Origin of the sequence: Pseudomonas sp. KU26590 (assembly GCF_026153515.1) — a bacterium.
GTDB lineage: Bacteria > Pseudomonadota > Gammaproteobacteria > Pseudomonadales > Pseudomonadaceae > Aquipseudomonas.
Window position 1 is genome coordinate 1,220,936 of the sequence record NZ_CP110644.1, and the last position, 16,649, is coordinate 1,237,584.

Here is a 16,649-nt window from a genome sequence, read left to right on the forward strand (position 1 = left end):
CGTTTCGTCCTTACCCTCCGGAATCGGCTGCGGGCTTAGATCTCCTTGAGCAATGGTGCTGGCAATGTGCAGCGACTGACGCAGGGGGCGAATGATGCTCAGGCTCAGTCGCCACGCGAGCAACAACGTGAGCACCAGCGCCGCCACGATGGCGCTGACGGCGATGATTCGGGTCTGCTGGAACCGCGCGCCGGCAGCGTCGACGGTACCCGCCGCACTTTGCTTGTTCAGCTCGCGCAGCAACTGCACCTGCATGTCCATCAAATCACCCTGCAGGCTCAGCGTGGTGTTGAGCAGCATGCGCGCGTCGTCGAGCTTGCGTTGTTCGATCAGGGTGATTTCGTCTTGCAGCGCCGGCATAAAAGCGCCATAGGCATCTTGAAGGGCCTTGATGGAATCCCGCTCGGTGCTGTCGGTGGCGTGGGCGAGATAGTCGACGAAGCCTTTTTCGACTTCGTTCTTCAGTTGCTCGACGTTGATCTTGCTGGTCACCACAGCACCGGGGTCGTCGGCATTGGCGATCAGCCTGGCGCTCTCGCCGCGCAACTTGATCAGGTCGATGGCGATCGCGTCGGCCATGGCAATGCTGGGCAGCGACCCACTCTCAACCGCTTCGCCCTGATCGCGGATGCTCTGCATCTGCAACAGACAAAAAACACCGAGCGCTACCAGCAACAGTGCGGTCACGCCGAAGCACAGCACCAACCGCTGAGTAATCCTGAAGCGACGCAGGAAAGCGGGCCTGGAAGAAGGACGGACTACACGACGCAATAACCTTTTCACTGCCAATCATCCCATCGACGAACACACCGGAGAGATGGTTATAGAGGGGTTCCATGATGTCTTTGTGACATTGCTGTAAATGTTTCGGAATTGTTGCGATTACCCTATTTGCTGAAAGGGATCAGCGTGAACCTGGACATTTTACGCACCAATCTCCTCCATAAACTCCCGCAGAAACCGCTCCGCCCGTGCATGCCTGACCTGCGCCATATGCTGCCCCTTGGCCGTTTGAAATCCCTGCGCCAGGGTGAAGATCTTGGTTTTGAAGTGATCGACGGCGAAGCGTTTGTCGTCCAGATCACGCTGTTGCGCCTGCGGGTCGGCGGGGTCGTAGAGTTGGCTGCCCATGCGCCCGGACACGTAGAACAGCCGCGCCACGCCGACCATGCCGAGGGCGTCGAGACGGTCGGCGTCCTGCAGGATTTTTGCTTCCAGCGTGGTGGTTGCGATGTTGGCCGAGTAGCTGTGGGATTCGATGGCATGGGCGACGGCCTGGGTGCGCTCTTCGTCCCAGCCCATTTCTGCGAGCAGCTCGGTCGCTTTTGCCGCGGCCAGACGCGAGGCGCTTGAGCGAAAGGGCGAGTTCTTTTCCACTGAAACGCAGTCGTGGAGCAGGGTGGCGGCGAGCAGGATTTGATGATCACCGCCCTCCGTGTCACGAATGGCGCAGACGTTGCTCCAGACCCGGTGCAGGTGCGAAACGTCATGGGAGCCGTCGAGCCTCTCCGCCACGGTGTGGGGAATCAGCAGGTCGGCGAGGGACTGAAATGGCGCGAAGGAGAGGGTGGTCATGGATCATCCTGTCGATGTCGGCGGACGGTGCGCCAGCATACAGATTGACCCGCGCCAGCGCTGCCGGTTCGCTGAGCCGGGTCGCTGATCCCTGCCACGCACGGCGCGCAGCAGAGATCAGTGAGCCGTCGCGACGTTACGTCACTGGCCTTTCATGGCCGCTGCCAGCTTGTCCACGTTGTAGCGAAACATCGTCACATAGGTCGCCGCCGGGCCGTCTGCGGGTGACAGCGCTTCCACGTACAGCTCGCCGCCCGGGTGCGCGCCGCTGGCTTTGGCGATCTGTTGCACCAGGCGCGGGTCGCCAGAGTTCTCGAAGAAGTAGGCGCTAACGTGCTCCTGCTTGATCTGATTGATCAGCTTGCCGACGTCAGCCGCAGAGGCTTCGGTTTCTGTGGAAAAGCCCAGCGGCGAGAGAAAGGTCACGCCATAGGCATCACCGAAATAGCCGAAGGCGTCGTGGGACGTCAGCACCTTGCGCTGTGCGACCGGGATGGTACCGATCTGCGCACGGGCATAAGCGTCCATGTCCTGCAGTTGGGCGATGTATTTCTCACCGTTGGCTTTGTAATCGGCGGCATTGTCCGGGTCAGCTTTCTGCAGGGCCTTGATGATATTTCTGACGTAAACGACGCCGTTCACCGCACTGTTCCAGGCGTGCGGGTCAGTGATCTTCTTGCCGTCTTCTTCCATGCTGCGGGTCATGATCCCGTCAGACAGCACGACGGGCCGGCCTTTGTAGCCGGAGGCGGTAATCAGCCGATCCAGCCAGCCCTCCAGATGCAAGCCGCTGACAAATACTACGTCGGCTTTTTTCAGTGCCTGGGCGTCATTGGGGGTGGGCTCGTAGACGTGAGGGTCGCCGTTGGGCCCGATGAGCGAGGTCACGTGTACGTGATCGCCGCCGACGTTGTGCACCATGTCGGCGATGACGGTGAACGAGGCGACGGTTTCCAGGGTTTTTGCCTGGGCGAAGTTGGCCAGGCCCGACAACGCCAGCGCGGCGGTCAGAAGCGTGAAACGTTTCATGGTGGTTTCCTTGCGGTAAGAGGACGATCAGCCGGACAGATGAACCCTCGGGAACAGCCGGCGTACAAAACCGCTGCGTCCAAAGAACAGTGAGAACCCGTAAAAGGCGCTGGCGGTGAGCACGATGGCCGGGCCGGAGGCGACGCTGGCGTGGTAGGAGACGATCAGGCCGATGAAGCCCGAGAGCGTGGCCACCACGGTCGAAATCACGATCATGCCGGTGAGCGAGCGCGCCCAGAACCGCGCGACCGTGGCGGGCAGCATCATCATGCCGACGGCCATCAGCGTGCCCAGCGCTTGAAACCCCGCCACCAGATTGAGCACCACCAGCAGCAGAAACAGCACGTGATACAGAGACCCGCGACCGCCCACCGCGCGCAGGAAACCCGGGTCGAAGCATTCGAGGATCAACGGACGGTAGATCAGCGCGAGCAGAATCAAGGTGAACGACGCGATGCCGCCCACCATGAAAATCGCCTGATCGTCGATCGCCAGGATGGTGCCGAACAGCACGTGAAGCAGATCCACGTTGGAGCCGTGCAGGGACACGATCAGCACGCCGGCCGCCAGAGACGTCAGGTAAAAGCTGGCGAAGCTGGCGTCTTCACGCAGTGATGTGTAACGGCTCACCAACCCCGACAGCAATGCGACCGCGAGACCTGCGATCAGGCCGCCGAAGCCCATCGCCGGGAGCGACAATCCGGCGAACAGAAAACCCACGGCGGCACCCGGTAATACCGCGTGGCTCATGGCGTCGCCCACCAGACTCATGCGCCGCAGCATCAGCAGCACGCCGACCGGGCCGGAGCCGATGCCCAGCGCCAGGCACGCCACCAGGGCGCGGCGCATGAAACCGAAATCGACGAAGGGCTGGATCAACAGGCTATAGAGCGTCACAGCGTCTGCTCCGCATCGGCGTCGCACGGTTGCGCGTCAGGGTTCCAGTGCTCGGCCATGTTCTTGGCGCGGCGCAGGTTGTCGTCGTTGAGAATGTCGGCGGTGTCGCCCCACGCAATGATTTCCCGGGCCAGCAACAGCGTGCTCGGAAAATGCTGACGCACTTGCTCGATGTCATGCAGCACCGCAATGACGGTGCGGCCCTGGCCATGCCAGGTGCGGATCAACTGCAGCAAGTCCCGCGTGGTGCGTGCGTCGATGGCCGTAAACGGCTCGTCGAGCAAAATCACCGAAGCGTCCTGCAATAACAGTCGGGCAAACAGCACGCGCTGAAACTGACCGGACGACAACGAGCTGATGCTGCGTTGCTCGAATCCAGCCAGACCCACAGCTCCCAGCGCGTCCTGGGCCTGTTCAGCGTGCTTTCGTGTAGCGCCCCGGAACGCGCCGATGCTGCGCCATGCCCCCATCATCACCGTGTCGGCCACGCTGAGCGGAAAGCTGCGGTCGATCTCGGCAGCTTGCGGCAGATAGCCGATGTGCCGCGTCGCCAACTGGTTGCGCTCGACGCGCCCGACAGCGGGTTTGAGCGTACCGGCGATGGCTTTGATCAGCGTGGATTTACCGGCGCCGTTGGGGCCGACGATCGCCGTCAGGCTGCCTGCGGCGAAACGGCCGTTCGCGTGATGCACCGCTGGCCGGCGTTCGTAGGTCAGTGTCAGGTCGTGGAGGTCGATGGCGGCACTCATGGAATCGCCACCGCCCAGGCGACGCCGATCCACAGCAGGACCAGCATGGCGAGAGAAATCAACACGCGCTTGCCGGCCGATTGAGCCAGCGCCGACGTTGCAAGTGAGGGAGAAAGCCGGGAATCGCGTTTCACAGAAAGGGCAGCCTGAAATAATTTGTTATAGTATTACATCACCTTTGGCTTGATCTGCAAAGCGCGATTTGGGCGAAGTTCAGGGAGGCGACAGTTTCCCTCTCGCAGGGGAGGGTGGCGTTTCCCCGGCGCGATAAACCCTGTAGTTTTCGATCACTTTTCTCTTTGCCAGGATGATTTCCATGACGGCTTCTCACCGGCGTCCCGTACCCCTCGCCAAATGCTATCGCCTGCTCAACCACGGCCCGACCGTCTTGATCAGCGCCGCTCACGACGGGCAGCGCAACATCATGGCGGCAGCGTGGGCGATGCCGCTGGACTTCCAACCGCCGAAAGTCACCGTCGTGCTGGATAAGTCGGTGTGGACGCGGCAGTTGCTCGAAAGCTCCGGGACGTTCGTGATCAACGTGCCGACCCTCAGCCAGATCGATATCGTCGAAACGGTCGGCTCGACCTCAGGGCTGGACATCTCCCAAGAGCAGGGCCTGGATAAATTCAAAGCGTATGGGCTGGAGACTTTCGCGGGCTCCCACGTTGAGGCGCCGTTACTGGAAGGCTGTGCGGGCTGGCTGGAGTGCCGTTTGATTCCCGAGCCGCACAACCAGAGCGCGCACGATCTGTTCATCGGCGAAGTGGTCGCAGCGTGGGCGGATGAGCGCGTGTTTTCCGAAGGGCACTGGCATTTCGAGGGCCATGACGCGCTGCGCACCCTTCACCATGTGGCGGGCGGGCATTTTCTGGTGATTGGCGATGGGGCGGATGGCAAGGTGCTGCAGCGATCGGCTGACTGACTATGCCCCGCTTGCTACGACCGCGCCCCTGATTGGAAGGGCGCGGTGAAGCAGGTTCAGTGGCCGGACGTGGATGCAGCTCAGTCCTTTGACAACTCGCCGTTGACCAGGCGCCAGGTCTTCAACGGATTGCTGGCTTTCAACGCAGGGGGCAGCAGCGAGTCCGGCACGTTCTGGTAACAGACGGGACGCAGGAAGCGATCAATGGCTGTGGCGCCCACCGAGGTACTGCGGCTGTCGGAGGTTGCCGGGAACGGCCCGCCGTGAACCATCGAATAACTCACTTCGACGCCGGTCGGGAAGTCATTGAACAGAATCCGTCCCGCCTTGCGCTCCAGGATTGGCAGCAGCGACTGAGCGGTCGCCTCGTCGCCGTCGTCGAACTGCAGCGTCACGGTCAGTTGCCCATCGAAGCTGGCAGCGACTCTCTGCAGATCGGCGACGTCGGTGCAAACAATCAGCAGTGCGCTTGGTCCGAAGTTTTCGTCCTCCAGCGCGGGATTGGCGAGGAACGTGGCCGAGTCGGTGCGGAAGAAGGCCGGGCGCGCCTGGAATGAACCTTCGGCCTCCTGACCTTCCGCTACCAGCGTCACGCCTTGCGCGCTGTGCAGATTATTCAGACCGTTGCAGTAAGCGCCGTGGATGTTCGGCGTCAGCATGGTGGTCGGTAGTTTCTCGGACAGCGCCTTGGCCGATGCCGACACGAAGGTTTCCAGCGCGTCGCTTTCCAGTGCCAGCAGAATGCCGGGGTTGGTGCAGAACTGCCCCGCGCCCATGACCAGCGATTCGACAAAACCCTTGGCGATAGTTTCGGCGCGGGCCAGCAAAGCGGCGGGCAGCAGGAACACCGGGTTGATGCTGCTCATCTCGGCATACACCGGGATCGGCACCGGACGCGCCTGAGCGGCCGACACCAGCGCCAGACCGCCACGACGGGAGCCAGTGAAGCCCACGGCTTGAATCAACGGGTGACTGACCAGCGCCTGGCCGACAGCAATGTCTTTATCGATCAGCAATGAGAACACGCCTTCTGGCATGCCGGTATCGCGCGCGGCTTTCTGAATCACGCGCCCCACCAGTTCGCTGGTGCCCAGGTGAGCCGGGTGTGCTTTGACGATGACCGGGCAACCGGCCGCCAACGCAGAAGCGGTATCGCCGCCGGCGACCGAGAAGGCGAGGGGGAAGTTGCTCGCACCGAACACCGCCACCGGGCCGAGTCCGATGCGCCGCAGACGAAGGTCTGCGCGGGGCAAGGGCTGGCGCTCCGGGAGTGCGGTATCGACCACGGCACCGTGCCAGCGTCCGTCACGCAGCAGGCTGGCAAACAGTTTGAGCTGATTGACCGTGCGCATCCGCTCGCCTTCAAGGCGTGGCTTGGGCAGGCCGCTTTCGACATGGACACGCTCGGTCAGCACATCGCCCAGATCCAGAAGACCTTGGGCGATGGCTTCAAGGAAGCTGGCGCGTTGGTCGTCACTCAGTTGCCGATAACGGTCGAATGACGCTTCGGCCAGTTCGCACGCCGCGTTGACGTCATCCAGCGTGCTGGCGCCAAACGACGGTGTAAGGGGTTCGCCCGTGGCGGCGGCGAGGGCGAACACCTCTCCTGCCTGGCCCCGCACAGCGCGTTGTCCGATGATCGTTTCACCAAGAATCTGCATAGCTCAACACCTCTTGAGGGCGGCGACCGTCAGGTGGCACCGCAGTGGCCAGCCCCTGAGGTTACATCATGGCGCTACGATCGCCACCGGTCCGGGTGTTGAGCTTGCTGTTGAGCTTATGGCCGCGCTTATTGCTGCAGCCTATTGCTGAACGGCGCTGAACCCTTCAAACGCAGTTTGCTGCTGGATCGCGCTGACAATGTTCTTGCGCGTCGCAGGCTGCTGGTTGCCCTGATTGTCCACGAACACCTCGCTTTGCAGCTCCGCCTCATCGCCTTCACCGATGAACGTGAAGCCCAGGAATTCAAAGGCTTCGCGGTCAGCGTTGGCTTTCGAGCGTGGCGTGCGCAGGGGCAGGGTGACGCTGGCGCCGTCCTTGCTGATGACGAAAACCTCGGCTTCCTTCTTCGGCCGTGCCGCTTTGCTCTTGCCGCCGCTCGGGTTACTGACCGCTTGATGCGTCTGGTTCAGCACCTTCAATGCCAGGCTGTAGACGAGTTCCTGGAAGCTAGGGTCGTCCTTGTAGCTGGACAGAATCCGACTGATCGGAAACTTCGCGCTCAGGTCTTCCAGCGCGGCCATGTCGGCGGCTTCTGCATCCTTGAGCTGTTTAAGCTGACCCATCAGCGCGTAGGCCTGGTCGTCATCGAATCGGTCATGGGCGGCGCGTATGGCCAGGCGCAAGTCGCGGATCTGGTCGCTTTCCTTGGCGCTCTGGAAAGCGTCGAGCACCATCTCGCTGATGGTTTTGGCCTGAGGCACATGCTGTGAAAGGTTGATGGCTTCTTCGTAGGCTTGCTTCGACGACACGGCGTTTGCGGCCGGATCGGTATGGGAATCAGACATTGAACATCCACTACTTCGTTGACTGGGGTTGAGGCGCGAAAAGCTCGGGGCGTTTCGAGGGGCGTAATCTATTGGACGAAGGCGCAGTTGTCACGGATTGCCGGTTGCGCACGGACCGCAGGGCGATTGGCGGTGGATGATCGCAGAGCGCAGCATCAAAAAGCCCGGCGCTTGCCGGGCTAGTTTTAAACGCAGGTGCCGCCTTTATGGTGCGACCCCGTTCCGCCGGAAGGATGCGTCCCTTTCGGGCACGCCGATGCGGATAAAGAAACGATTGAAAGCAGAGCGACCAGTCCAGCGATAGCTATCTTTTTCATATTGCCTCCGTGCACTGCGAGATGCAGTACAGGGCTATCGGCGTTTTGGGATCCCACTTTAGCCATGGACGCCAGAAACAACCAAGCCCGCACGAGGCGGGCTTGGTTGAGTTCCTGACGGCACAACTGGATTTGGCCTCAGCCATTCAACGGCGGGTTGGCGGTGGCTGTAGCCAAGGAAAACTTAACGGAATTCGATGACCCATGCAGTTCGGCTTGTGAGCGAGCTACGAAATGTTATTGGTCTGGTTTAGAAGGAGTTCTGCACGAACGCCACCCCTTGCCAGATTATAGATATGTAAGGTGCCGCCAATTTTGCGAGTTACCATCTGTACTATGGCTAATCCCAAGCCCGCGCCATTGGCATTGCCTCTGCTATAAAATCGCTCAAACAGTCTTGCAAGTTCCCCTTCCTCGATTCCCGGCCCTGCGTCCTCAACCCTTAAGCAGGCCATGCCTGCCTCGTCCTTTCGCACCACTACAGTGACCTCGCCCCCCGATGAAGAAAAGTTGAGGGCATTGGTCACCAGATTCTGCAGTGCAATAGCTAACGCTGCCGGCTCGGTTTCTACCCAACACTCTTCGTCCCCTTCCAGCACCAGTTCCACGCCTTTTTCCATGGCCAGGGGCGTCAACTCGGCCAACTCTTCACGGACCAGTTCAGTGAGTTGCACGGGGCTGCGCTTGAGGTTGTTCAGTTGCGGTTCGATGCGGGCCATGGTCAGCAGCTGGCTGCCGATGCGGGTGGCGCGGTCGACGCCGTTGACCAGAAAGTCCAACGCTTCGCGCCGTTGCTCGGCCGTTGCCGCACTTTGGGCGTTTTGCGCGTGGATACGCAGGATGGCCAAGGGCGTGCGCAGTTCGTGGGCGGCGTCGGCAACGAAGCGGCGTTCGCGCTCCAATACATCATCCACTTGGACCAACAGGCGGTTGAGAGCGGTTTGCATCGGCTCAAGGTCGGTGGGCAGGGGCTTGAGGTTAAGTGGTTGCAAGGTCTCGGCAGTTCGCCCGCGAATCTTGCGGGCCATGGCGCGCAGGGGTTTGAGGCCCCAGCCGATGACCAGCCAGATCAACACGGTGAGCAGCGGCACGCCGATCAGGGTGGGCCAGAGGGTGTGGCGCATGATGCGCTGGATAAGATCCTGGCGAATGTCGTCGCGTTCGCCCACCCAGATGAGCAGGCCCTGTTGCGGGTCGGCAAGGAGGAAGGCGCACCAGTCGTTGCCGTTGTCCATGATGTCGTGGAAGCCGAGGGAAGCCGGCGGCGCGACCAACACGGGCGCTTCGGCGGACCGTACCAGCAAGTGACCGTCATTGCGCCACACCTGGAACGTCAATCGGGTTTCGTAAGGATGGGCCACGCCCTTTGTACCCACGCGGCTCATGGCTTGGTCAAACGCCTGGTACAAACGGTCCCAATCCGCCTCGCCAGGGTCGCGCTGGCGCAGCACGCCTTGTAGCAGGCGTGCGCTTTGCGCGAGTTGAGCGTCGTAGACTTCCTCGATTTCGTGGTGGCTGTCACCCAGTACCAACCAACTGATCAAAGCGTCACCAAGCAGAATCAGCATCAGCACCGGGACGAGAATACGTGTGCGTACGGAGTTCATGGTTTGAGCGCCAGTACATAGCCTACGCCGCGCACCGTGCGGATCAGCTCGGTGGATAACTTTTTGCGCAGGTTGTGAATCAACACTTCCAATGTGTTGCTTTCGACGCGGTCCTGCCAGCCGTACAGGGCGCGTGACAGGCGTTCGCGGGTCACCACTTTGCCGGGGCGCACTATCAGTTGATGCAGCAGCTGGTATTCCATGGGGGTAACGATGATGTCCTCACCGAGGAAACGTACTTGCTGATTGGCCGGATCGAGGCTAATGCCAGCGTGTTCGAGCATGGGTTGCGCGCGGCCCTGGCTACGGCGCAACAGGGCACGCACGCGAGCCTTGAGCTCTTCGACATCGAAGGGTTTGACCAGGTAGTCGTCGCCGCCCGCATCTAGCCCGGCGATTCGCTCGGCGGTGCCGTCGCGGGCGGTGAGGATAAGCACCGGCAAGTCGTGCTGTTCGGCCCGCAGTTGCTGCAACAGGTCGAGGCCGTCCAGGCGCGGCAGGCCGAGGTCGAGCAGTAACAGGTCGAAGCTCTCCGTGCGCAAGGCGTGCAGGGCCGCGACCCCGTCCTGCAGCCAGTCCAGGACGTAGCCCTCGGTGCCCAACGCCACGCGAATCCCCTGGCCGAGAGCTCGATCATCTTCGACGAGGAGTAAGCGCATAGCAAAAATCTCTGTAGGGAATCGGCGGCATCATGCCGGGTTCTGGGCGGCGCTATTTCAGCAAAGATGTTACGGCTCGTTGCCAACTAAGGTTGCTTTAAGGTTGGTTTTGCACTGTGCAGTTTCCCGCACCTGCCGAGAGATTTTCCATGCGCAAAATTCTGCTGCTGTCCCTGATCATTGCTAGCCCCCTGGCCGTCGCCGGCCCGCAATGCACCACTGCCGAGCGTTCGCAATGGCAAGACGAAAAAGCCTTCCAGGATAAGCTCAAAACCGAAGGCTACGAGATCAGCAAGTTCAAGGTTACCGACGGCAACTGCTACGAGATCTACGGCTTTGACAAAGATAAGCGCAAAGTCGAGATCTACCACGACCCGGTCACCGGCAAAGCCGTGAAGACTGAGATCAAAGGCTGATGCCAGGGAAATCCCTGCGCCTGTGGGACCCGCTGGTAAGGCTGTTTCATCTGTCTATCGCCGGGGTCTTCATCGCCAATTACTTCTTTAACGAAGCGGGCGAGGACTGGCATGTCTGGCTGGGCTACTACGCCATGGCCTGGCTGCTGGTGCGTGCAGTATGGGGTTTCGTGGGGCCGCGCAGTGCGCGTTGGGTGGATTTTTGGCCCACATCACAACGGCTCAAAACTCACCTGCGCTCTCTGCTGAATGGCCGGCCGCAGCATCGCCTGGGCCATTCTCCGATTGGCGCGCTGGTGATGCTGTTGATGTTGCTGGCGCTGCTGTGCATCGGCATCAGCGGCTTCCTCATGCAGGAAGTCGACGCGCTGTGGGGCGCCGACTGGCCGCTGCAAATTCACGAAACCGCTGCCAATGTGCTGCTGGGCCTGGTCTGCGTGCATGTGCTGGCGGCGGTGTTTGAAAGTTTCCAGGTGCGGGACAACTTGCCGTTATCCATGCTCACCGGTCGCAGGAAGCGCCTGCCGGCCAAGCGCGTGCAGTAATCCTCAATCTGACAGGTCCCCTATGCGCTCCGCCCTATTGATTTGCAGCCTGCTTGCAGTGTTTTTCGCTGCATGGCAAAGCCACCCGTCCCATGTGCTGGCGCCGTTTGCCCAAGCCACCCCGAATAACTCCAAAATGGCGACGCCGGCGCAGTACAGCAGCCGGTTCGTGTCCACACAACTCACCGACTTTGTGCATTCTTCGTCCGTCACCGCTCTGCCCAACGGCGATTTGATGGCGGTGTGGTTCGCCGGCTCCCGTGAAGGCGCGGCTGATGTGCAGGTGCGCACGGCACGCTTTGATGCGCGCAGCGGTGAGTGGGGCGGCGAGCAGGTGCTGGCCACGCGCGAAAGCACCCGCGAAGGCACCCGGCGCTACATTCGCAAACTGGGCAACCCGGTGATTGCCATGGGGCCGGATCAACGCCTGTGGATGTTTTATGTGTCCGTGTCGGTGGGCGGCTGGGCCGCCAGTGCGATCAACCTGATGGTTTCGGATGACCTTGGCGTCAGTTGGTCGGCACCGAGACAATTGGTGACGTCGCCTTTTTTCAATATCAGCACCCTGGTGCGCGCCGCGCCGGTGTTCCATGCCGATGGATCAATTGGTCTGCCCGTGTACCACGAATTTATGGGCAAGTTTGCCGAATATCTGTACTTGAGCGCCGACGGCGCAGTGATCGACAAATTCCGCATCAGCCGGGGCAAGAACTCACTGCAACCGACTATCGTGCCGCTGGATGGCAAGCGCGCCGTGGCCATGCTGCGTTATGCCGGCGACACCCATCACCGCGTGCTGGCCAGCCGCACCGAAGACGCCGGGCAAACCTGGAGCGAACCGTACCCCCTGGAGCCGGCCAACCCCAATTCGTCACTGGCGGCGGTGGGAACGGTGGACGATGGTTTGCTGGTGGCCCTTAACGACTTGCAGGACGGGCGCTTCAAACTCAGCCTGTACGGCACCGACGCCCAGCTCAATAACTGGCGCACCGTGGTGCAACTGGACGAGTCGCCGGACCCGCTCGGGCAACCGTTCGCTCCCGAGGCCTACAAGGAGATCATCGGTCAGGGTTTCCGTGCCTCCAGCGGCGCAAAACGCCTGCCATTGGCAGAGCGCTTTCTCAGCAGCCTGGATTACCGGGTGTGCAAACCTGCGGGCTGCGACTTCGAATACGAATACCCGTACTTCAGCCGTAGCCCGGACGGTATGTATCACTTGGTGTACTCCTGGAATAACACCTTTATCAAACATGTCAGCTTCAACGAAGCCTGGCTGGCGGAGCGTCTCTGATGTTTTCTCTGTGGCAGGCCCATTTGAGTTTCGTGCTGCTGGGGTTTGTGGCCCTGTGCGCGCTGCGGTTTACCGCGCCCATACGACCTTGGCTGCTGCCGGCGCTGGTGGCGGTTAGCTTTATTCCGGTCAATGAGTTGCCGTTGGCGGCGTATGTGCGCAGTTTTACCGATGACCTGGCCATCAGCACCTTGGTGCTAATGGCGTGGGCGGGGTTGTGCCGGTTGGGGCTGGTTTCGCCCATCAGCCGTCAGCACCAAGTGCAGATATTGCTGCTATTTGGCCTGCTCAGCCTGGTGCTATACCCGGCCACGCTGGGCCTCACGTACGTCGATCCCTACCGCTGGGGCTTCAATCCTCGGCCGATGATTGCGCTGATGGCCGCAACCGCGCTGCTAATGCTGTGGCTGCGCAATGCGCTGGCGGTGTGGATGTTGGCGATAAGCACCTTGGCGTTCGCCTTGCGGCTCAAACCCTCGGAAAACTATTGGGATTATCTGGTCGACCCGCTATTGACCGGTTATTGCCTGATCGCCGGTGCGGGGCTGTTGATCAGTAGCGCCTGGCCCCTCCTTATGAAATGGCACAGAGGTCAATGATGGGTGCGTTGCAATCACGCCGCCTGCGCTACGGCGCGGGCGCGATCGGATTGGTATTTGCGTTGCTGGCGGCGTTGCGGCTGGTGTTTGTGCTGGGTTTTTCCGGCTTGCCCTTCAACACTCCGACGCTGCTGGAAACTCTGGGCGTCGGCCTGCGTTTCGACCTGCGCCTGGCCGTGTTGCTATTGCTGCCGCTGGCCGTACTGGCGTGGTTGCCACGCTGGAACCTCACCACGGTACCGGCCCTGCGCTGGCTGGCGCGCGGTTATCTGGTCACCGCGCTGGCGTTAATTGGCCTGGTCTACGTCATCGACTTCGGCCACTACGCCTACCTCGGTGTGCGTATCAATGCGACGGTGATGCGCTACCTGCAAGATGCGCAGATTTCACAACAGATGGTGTGGGAAACCTACCCTGTCCTGTGGATAACCGCAGGCTGGCTGGCGGTCGTGGCGTTTTGGGTATGGGCGTTGATCTGTTTGGAGCGAGTCACCCTGCAGCGCTCCCCAGCGCCCATCAGCAAGTGGGCACTGGCATCGGCCTCGGTACTGGTAGTTGTCGCGGTGCTGTTGGCTTTGCTCGGCCGCGTCGCCCATCTCAATCTGGAAAACCCGGTGCCCCTGCGCTGGAGTGATGCGTTCTTTTCCGGTAACAGCCAAGTGGCCGCCGTGGGCCTGAACCCGGTGCTGTATCTGTATGACACGCTCAAGATCGGCCAATCGCAATTCGATGAGGCCAGCGTGCGCGAGCACTACCCGCAAGTCGCCGCTTACCTGAGGGTTGAGCAACCCGACGCCCAGGCACTGGATTTCGTCCGTGAACAAGGCGTGCAGCCTTATCGTCTGGTTGGCGAGCGTCCGCCAAACGTGATCTTCGTGATGCTCGAATCCCTCGGCACCAGCGCCGTCGGGGCCTACGGCAACCCGCTCAATCCCACGCCAAACCTGGACAAACTGGCCGCACAAAGCTGGTTCTTCAAACACTTCTATGTGCCCGTCACAGGGACGGCCAAAACCGTATGGGCCAGCATCACTGGCGTGCCGGACGTAACCCGCCAGGATACCGCTACGCGTAACCCGCTGATCACGCGGCAGAAGACCTTGATCAATGCGTTCGAGGGGTACCAGAAGTTCTACATGATCGGGGGCAACGCCGGCTGGGCGAATATCAACGCGCTGATCCGCCAGAGCATTGACGGTGTGCAGCTCTATGATGAAAGCCACTGGCGCTCGCCCCGAGTGGATGTGTGGGGCATCTCCGACCTGGACCTGTTCAAGGAAGGTGATCAACTGCTGCGCGGTGTGCCCAGGGACCAGCCATTTTTCGCCTATCTGCAAACCTCGGGCAACCATCGGCCGTTCACCATTCCCAAACAAAACGACGGCTTCCAGGTAAAGGAGGTGAAGCTGGAGCAAGTCCAGGCCGCGGGCTCGCGTAGCGTCGAGCAATACAACGCCGTGCGCCTGCTCGATTACAACATCGGGCGCCTGATGGAAATTGCCAAGGCGGGTGGCTATTACGACAACAGCATTTTTGTGTTCTTCGGAGACCACAACACGCGTATCAGCCAGATCCCGCACATGGCCCCGGCTTTCGAACAGCTGGGCCTGGAAAGCAACAACGTGCCGCTACTGATCCATGCGCCCGGTCTGCAACCTCGGGTCATCGAAGAGGCCGTCGGTCTTGTGGACCTGCTGCCTACGGTGGCCGGCATGGCGGGCATACCGTTCAGCAATGGTGCAATGGGTCGGGATATCCAGCAGCCGGCACCAGAAGGCGAGCGTGTGGTGCCGCTGGTACTGCGCGAGGGCATGTTCCCGATCATCGGCGGTGTTACCAAGGACTTCCTGCTGCAGATGCAGCACGACGGCAGTTCGCCGACCCTACATGATCTGGCGTCATCCACGCCGCGTGACGATGTGGCCGCGCAACACCCTGAGGAGTTTCGTCGCTTGAGTGGGCTGACTCGGGGACTGCATGAAACGGCTCGGCTGATGCTCTATCGCAATATTCCCTAGCGCCGCGGTTCTCTGCTGGATGACTGAGAGCCCTGTCCCGTCCTGGCACTGGGTGGCGTTCTTGGTCTTGCGCAAGCAGTAGCGGTAGACAGAGGTGGAAAGCCAGAAACAAGAAAGCCCGCACGAGGCGGGCTTCTTGAGGTGATCTATAGACTGCTGTAGACATCTATGGATCGGTACTTGGTGGCTACACAGGGACTTGAACCCCGGACCCCAGCATTATGAATGCTATGCTCTAACCAACTGAGCTATGTAGCCAAGTGGCGCGCATTATTCGCTCAGATCAGATATGTGTCAAGCGTCTCTTTCAAAAAATTTATCCACGCGATCAATCGGTTAGCCTCCCCGCTCTTCAACCCTTCCTCATCCCTGCACGTCGGTGACAGTTTCTCTCCCTACGCTGAGTGCTTTTGCCCCACTTTCGCGCACGCCGCGTGCACCGTCCTCGGTCTCGTGCCCGGTTTGATGGCTTCGTGCTATCGGTCCAGTTCTTGCTTATGCCTGCCGCAACGCTGCCGTTATAGATGGAAGCGGCAGCAGATCTCGATAAGCCCTCATGCGCCACTTGTTCCAAAGATGGGCGGTTATCGTTTTCAAAACACAGACATGGCATTTCGCCGGTAAGAATGTAAGGCAGGGCAGCGATGATCATTCGTCGTTTAGCGTTTGTCGGTGAGGAGTAGTCGGCTATGCAGAGTCTTTTGTCGCCAGGCATCCGCCTGCTCGGACGTCTCGGGTTTGCGCGCAAGTTCCAGGTGCTCTTCTTTCTGTTCATTTTGCCGCTCGCGGGCAGCCTGTGGATGATTGGCCAGGATTACCGCAGCAAGCTGGAGGTGATTTCTCAGGAACAAGCCGGTGTGCGCCAGCTCCTGGCGCTCGATGCGCTGGATGTGCAGCTGACGGCCCAGCGCAACCGCGCCGCGCGCTGGAAGGCCGCCGACATTCTTCGTGATCCGACGCCGGCCGCGAAGGCAGCCATGAGCGCGCTGGATGCTGCGAACCCTGAGCTGACCCGATCTCTTGCATCCCTTGGCGATGAGCTCAAGGCACAGGACGCCAGCGCCGACATCATGACGCGGTATCAGGCGCTGCAGGCCTCGGTCAAAGGAATGGATTCGGCATCCCTGCGCACGGTCGGCTGGTGGCCGGACGGCTACGACCGTTTTACCTCCTCGCTCACGGCGCTGCAGAGTCTGCGTGAACAGATCGCGATGGACAGCGGCTTGATCCTCGATCCGTGGCTTGAAACCTACTTGCTGATGCAGATCGCCACCCAGCAGGCGCCGGACCTTGTCGAGCGGGTAGGGCGCATGGCGAGTATCGGCCAGTCGTCGATCGCGTCCGGGCAGTTCTCCCTCCAGAGCCGGCTTCAGATGCGCGACCTTCGAAGTCGCCTCGGCGACGCCCGTGATCAATTGGTCAAAGCCGTGGGTTCCCTGAAAGCCAAGGCTTATCCCGGCATGGAGGTCTGGACGCGTCAGTATGAAGACAGCCTTCAACGTCTCGATACCGAAC

Annotated in this window: 15 protein-coding genes, 1 tRNA gene and 1 pseudogene; 6 read left to right on the forward strand and 11 right to left on the reverse strand. The window is 60.8% G+C overall.

What is annotated here, in order from left to right; genetic code table 11:
* Positions 1–15: 15 nt before the first annotated feature.
* The 6 genes and pseudogenes from OKW98_RS27440 to OKW98_RS05510 all read right to left on the reverse strand — a co-directional run.
* A pseudogene (locus tag OKW98_RS27440) lies at positions 16–783 on the reverse strand (MCP four helix bundle domain-containing protein); the annotation flags it as partial.
* 141 nt (positions 784–924) lie between these two features.
* A complete protein-coding gene (locus OKW98_RS05490; protein WP_265388275.1) occupies positions 925–1,575 on the reverse strand; it encodes an HD domain-containing protein in 651 nt (216 codons plus the stop codon).
* A 141-nt stretch (positions 1,576–1,716) separates the two neighbouring features.
* Entirely contained in the window at positions 1,717–2,604 is an 888-nt protein-coding gene (locus tag OKW98_RS05495) for a metal ABC transporter substrate-binding protein (RefSeq protein ID WP_265388276.1), read from the reverse strand.
* A gap of 27 nt (positions 2,605–2,631) precedes the next feature.
* On the reverse strand, positions 2,632–3,501 hold the full coding sequence (locus tag OKW98_RS05500) for a metal ABC transporter permease (protein WP_265388277.1): 870 nt from the start codon (positions 3,499–3,501) through the stop codon (positions 2,632–2,634).
* Entirely contained in the window at positions 3,498–4,250 is a 753-nt protein-coding gene (gene aztA / locus OKW98_RS05505) for a zinc ABC transporter ATP-binding protein AztA (protein ID WP_265388278.1), read from the reverse strand. Before aztA ends, OKW98_RS05500 begins: the two co-directional genes overlap by 4 nt.
* Positions 4,247–4,384 carry a hypothetical protein gene (locus OKW98_RS05510; RefSeq protein ID WP_265388279.1) on the reverse strand — a complete coding sequence of 46 codons (138 nt, stop codon included), beginning with the start codon at positions 4,382–4,384 and terminating at the stop codon, positions 4,247–4,249. The genes aztA and OKW98_RS05510 overlap by 4 nt, the downstream gene beginning before the upstream one ends.
* Before the next feature lie 182 nt (positions 4,385–4,566).
* On the opposite strand from OKW98_RS05510, the gene OKW98_RS05515 reads away from it, so the two are divergent.
* Positions 4,567–5,175, forward strand: coding sequence for a flavin reductase family protein (locus OKW98_RS05515; RefSeq protein ID WP_265388280.1), 609 nt, complete (start codon positions 4,567–4,569; stop codon positions 5,173–5,175).
* An 80-nt stretch (positions 5,176–5,255) separates the two neighbouring features.
* On the opposite strand, the gene OKW98_RS05520 is transcribed toward OKW98_RS05515, so the two are convergent.
* The 4 genes from OKW98_RS05520 to OKW98_RS05535 all read right to left on the reverse strand — a co-directional run bounded on the left by OKW98_RS05520 (position 5,256) and on the right by OKW98_RS05535 (position 10,265).
* Positions 5,256–6,836 carry an aldehyde dehydrogenase (NADP(+)) gene (locus OKW98_RS05520; RefSeq protein ID WP_265388281.1) on the reverse strand — a complete coding sequence of 527 codons (1,581 nt, stop codon included), beginning with the start codon at positions 6,834–6,836 and terminating at the stop codon, positions 5,256–5,258.
* Between the two features lie 141 nt (positions 6,837–6,977).
* On the reverse strand, positions 6,978–7,682 hold the full coding sequence (locus OKW98_RS05525; protein ID WP_265388282.1) for a hypothetical protein: 705 nt from the start codon (positions 7,680–7,682) through the stop codon (positions 6,978–6,980).
* 544 nt (positions 7,683–8,226) lie between these two features.
* Entirely contained in the window at positions 8,227–9,606 is a 1,380-nt protein-coding gene (locus tag OKW98_RS05530) for an ATP-binding protein (protein ID WP_265388283.1), read from the reverse strand.
* Entirely contained in the window at positions 9,603–10,265 is a 663-nt protein-coding gene (locus OKW98_RS05535) for a response regulator (RefSeq protein WP_265388284.1), read from the reverse strand. The genes OKW98_RS05530 and OKW98_RS05535 overlap by 4 nt, the downstream gene beginning before the upstream one ends.
* A 149-nt stretch (positions 10,266–10,414) precedes the next feature.
* Between OKW98_RS05535 and OKW98_RS05540 the strand changes: the two genes are divergently transcribed.
* The 5 genes from OKW98_RS05540 to OKW98_RS05560 are packed head-to-tail and all read left to right on the forward strand — an operon-like array spanning position 10,415 to position 15,134.
* Complete coding sequence (locus tag OKW98_RS05540; protein ID WP_092253609.1) at positions 10,415–10,681, forward strand: PepSY domain-containing protein; 267 nt, start codon at positions 10,415–10,417, stop codon at positions 10,679–10,681.
* Positions 10,681–11,226 carry a cytochrome b/b6 domain-containing protein gene (locus OKW98_RS05545; RefSeq protein WP_265388285.1) on the forward strand — a complete coding sequence of 182 codons (546 nt, stop codon included), beginning with the start codon at positions 10,681–10,683 and terminating at the stop codon, positions 11,224–11,226. Before OKW98_RS05540 ends, OKW98_RS05545 begins: the two co-directional genes overlap by 1 nt.
* A 22-nt stretch (positions 11,227–11,248) precedes the next feature.
* The gene (locus tag OKW98_RS05550) at positions 11,249–12,517 is read left to right on the forward strand and encodes a sialidase family protein (protein ID WP_265388286.1); all 1,269 of its coding nucleotides are present in this window, start codon (positions 11,249–11,251) and stop codon (positions 12,515–12,517) included.
* Positions 12,517–13,116 carry a hypothetical protein gene (locus OKW98_RS05555; protein WP_265388287.1) on the forward strand — a complete coding sequence of 200 codons (600 nt, stop codon included), beginning with the start codon at positions 12,517–12,519 and terminating at the stop codon, positions 13,114–13,116. The genes OKW98_RS05550 and OKW98_RS05555 overlap by 1 nt, the downstream gene beginning before the upstream one ends.
* Positions 13,116–15,134, forward strand: coding sequence for an LTA synthase family protein (locus OKW98_RS05560; protein WP_265388288.1), 2,019 nt, complete (start codon positions 13,116–13,118; stop codon positions 15,132–15,134). Before OKW98_RS05555 ends, OKW98_RS05560 begins: the two co-directional genes overlap by 1 nt.
* Before the next feature lie 181 nt (positions 15,135–15,315).
* Here OKW98_RS05560 and OKW98_RS05565 read toward each other — a convergent pair.
* A tRNA-Met gene (locus OKW98_RS05565) sits at positions 15,316–15,392 on the reverse strand.
* Positions 15,393–16,649: the final 1,257 nt, after the last annotated feature.

Bases quoted from the DNA above. Each gene is read 5' to 3' on its own strand.
- OKW98_RS05490 (WP_265388275.1), bottom strand. From the start codon at position 1,575: ATGACCACCCTCTCCTTCGCGCCATTTCAGTCCCTCGCCGACCTGCTG.
- OKW98_RS05495 (WP_265388276.1), bottom strand. From the start codon at position 2,604: ATGAAACGTTTCACGCTTCTGACCGCCGCGCTGGCGTTGTCGGGCCTG.
- aztA (WP_265388278.1), bottom strand. From the start codon at position 4,250: ATGAGTGCCGCCATCGACCTCCACGACCTGACACTGACCTACGAACGC.
- OKW98_RS05515 (WP_265388280.1), top strand. From the start codon at position 4,567: ATGACGGCTTCTCACCGGCGTCCCGTACCCCTCGCCAAATGCTATCGC.
- OKW98_RS05520 (WP_265388281.1), bottom strand. From the start codon at position 6,836: ATGCAGATTCTTGGTGAAACGATCATCGGACAACGCGCTGTGCGGGGC.
- OKW98_RS05525 (WP_265388282.1), bottom strand. From the start codon at position 7,682: ATGTCTGATTCCCATACCGATCCGGCCGCAAACGCCGTGTCGTCGAAG.
- OKW98_RS05530 (WP_265388283.1), bottom strand. From the start codon at position 9,606: ATGAACTCCGTACGCACACGTATTCTCGTCCCGGTGCTGATGCTGATT.
- OKW98_RS05535 (WP_265388284.1), bottom strand. From the start codon at position 10,265: ATGCGCTTACTCCTCGTCGAAGATGATCGAGCTCTCGGCCAGGGGATT.
- OKW98_RS05540 (WP_092253609.1), top strand. From the start codon at position 10,415: ATGCGCAAAATTCTGCTGCTGTCCCTGATCATTGCTAGCCCCCTGGCC.
- OKW98_RS05545 (WP_265388285.1), top strand. From the start codon at position 10,681: ATGCCAGGGAAATCCCTGCGCCTGTGGGACCCGCTGGTAAGGCTGTTT.
- OKW98_RS05550 (WP_265388286.1), top strand. From the start codon at position 11,249: ATGCGCTCCGCCCTATTGATTTGCAGCCTGCTTGCAGTGTTTTTCGCT.
- OKW98_RS05555 (WP_265388287.1), top strand. From the start codon at position 12,517: ATGTTTTCTCTGTGGCAGGCCCATTTGAGTTTCGTGCTGCTGGGGTTT.
- OKW98_RS05560 (WP_265388288.1), top strand. From the start codon at position 13,116: ATGGGTGCGTTGCAATCACGCCGCCTGCGCTACGGCGCGGGCGCGATC.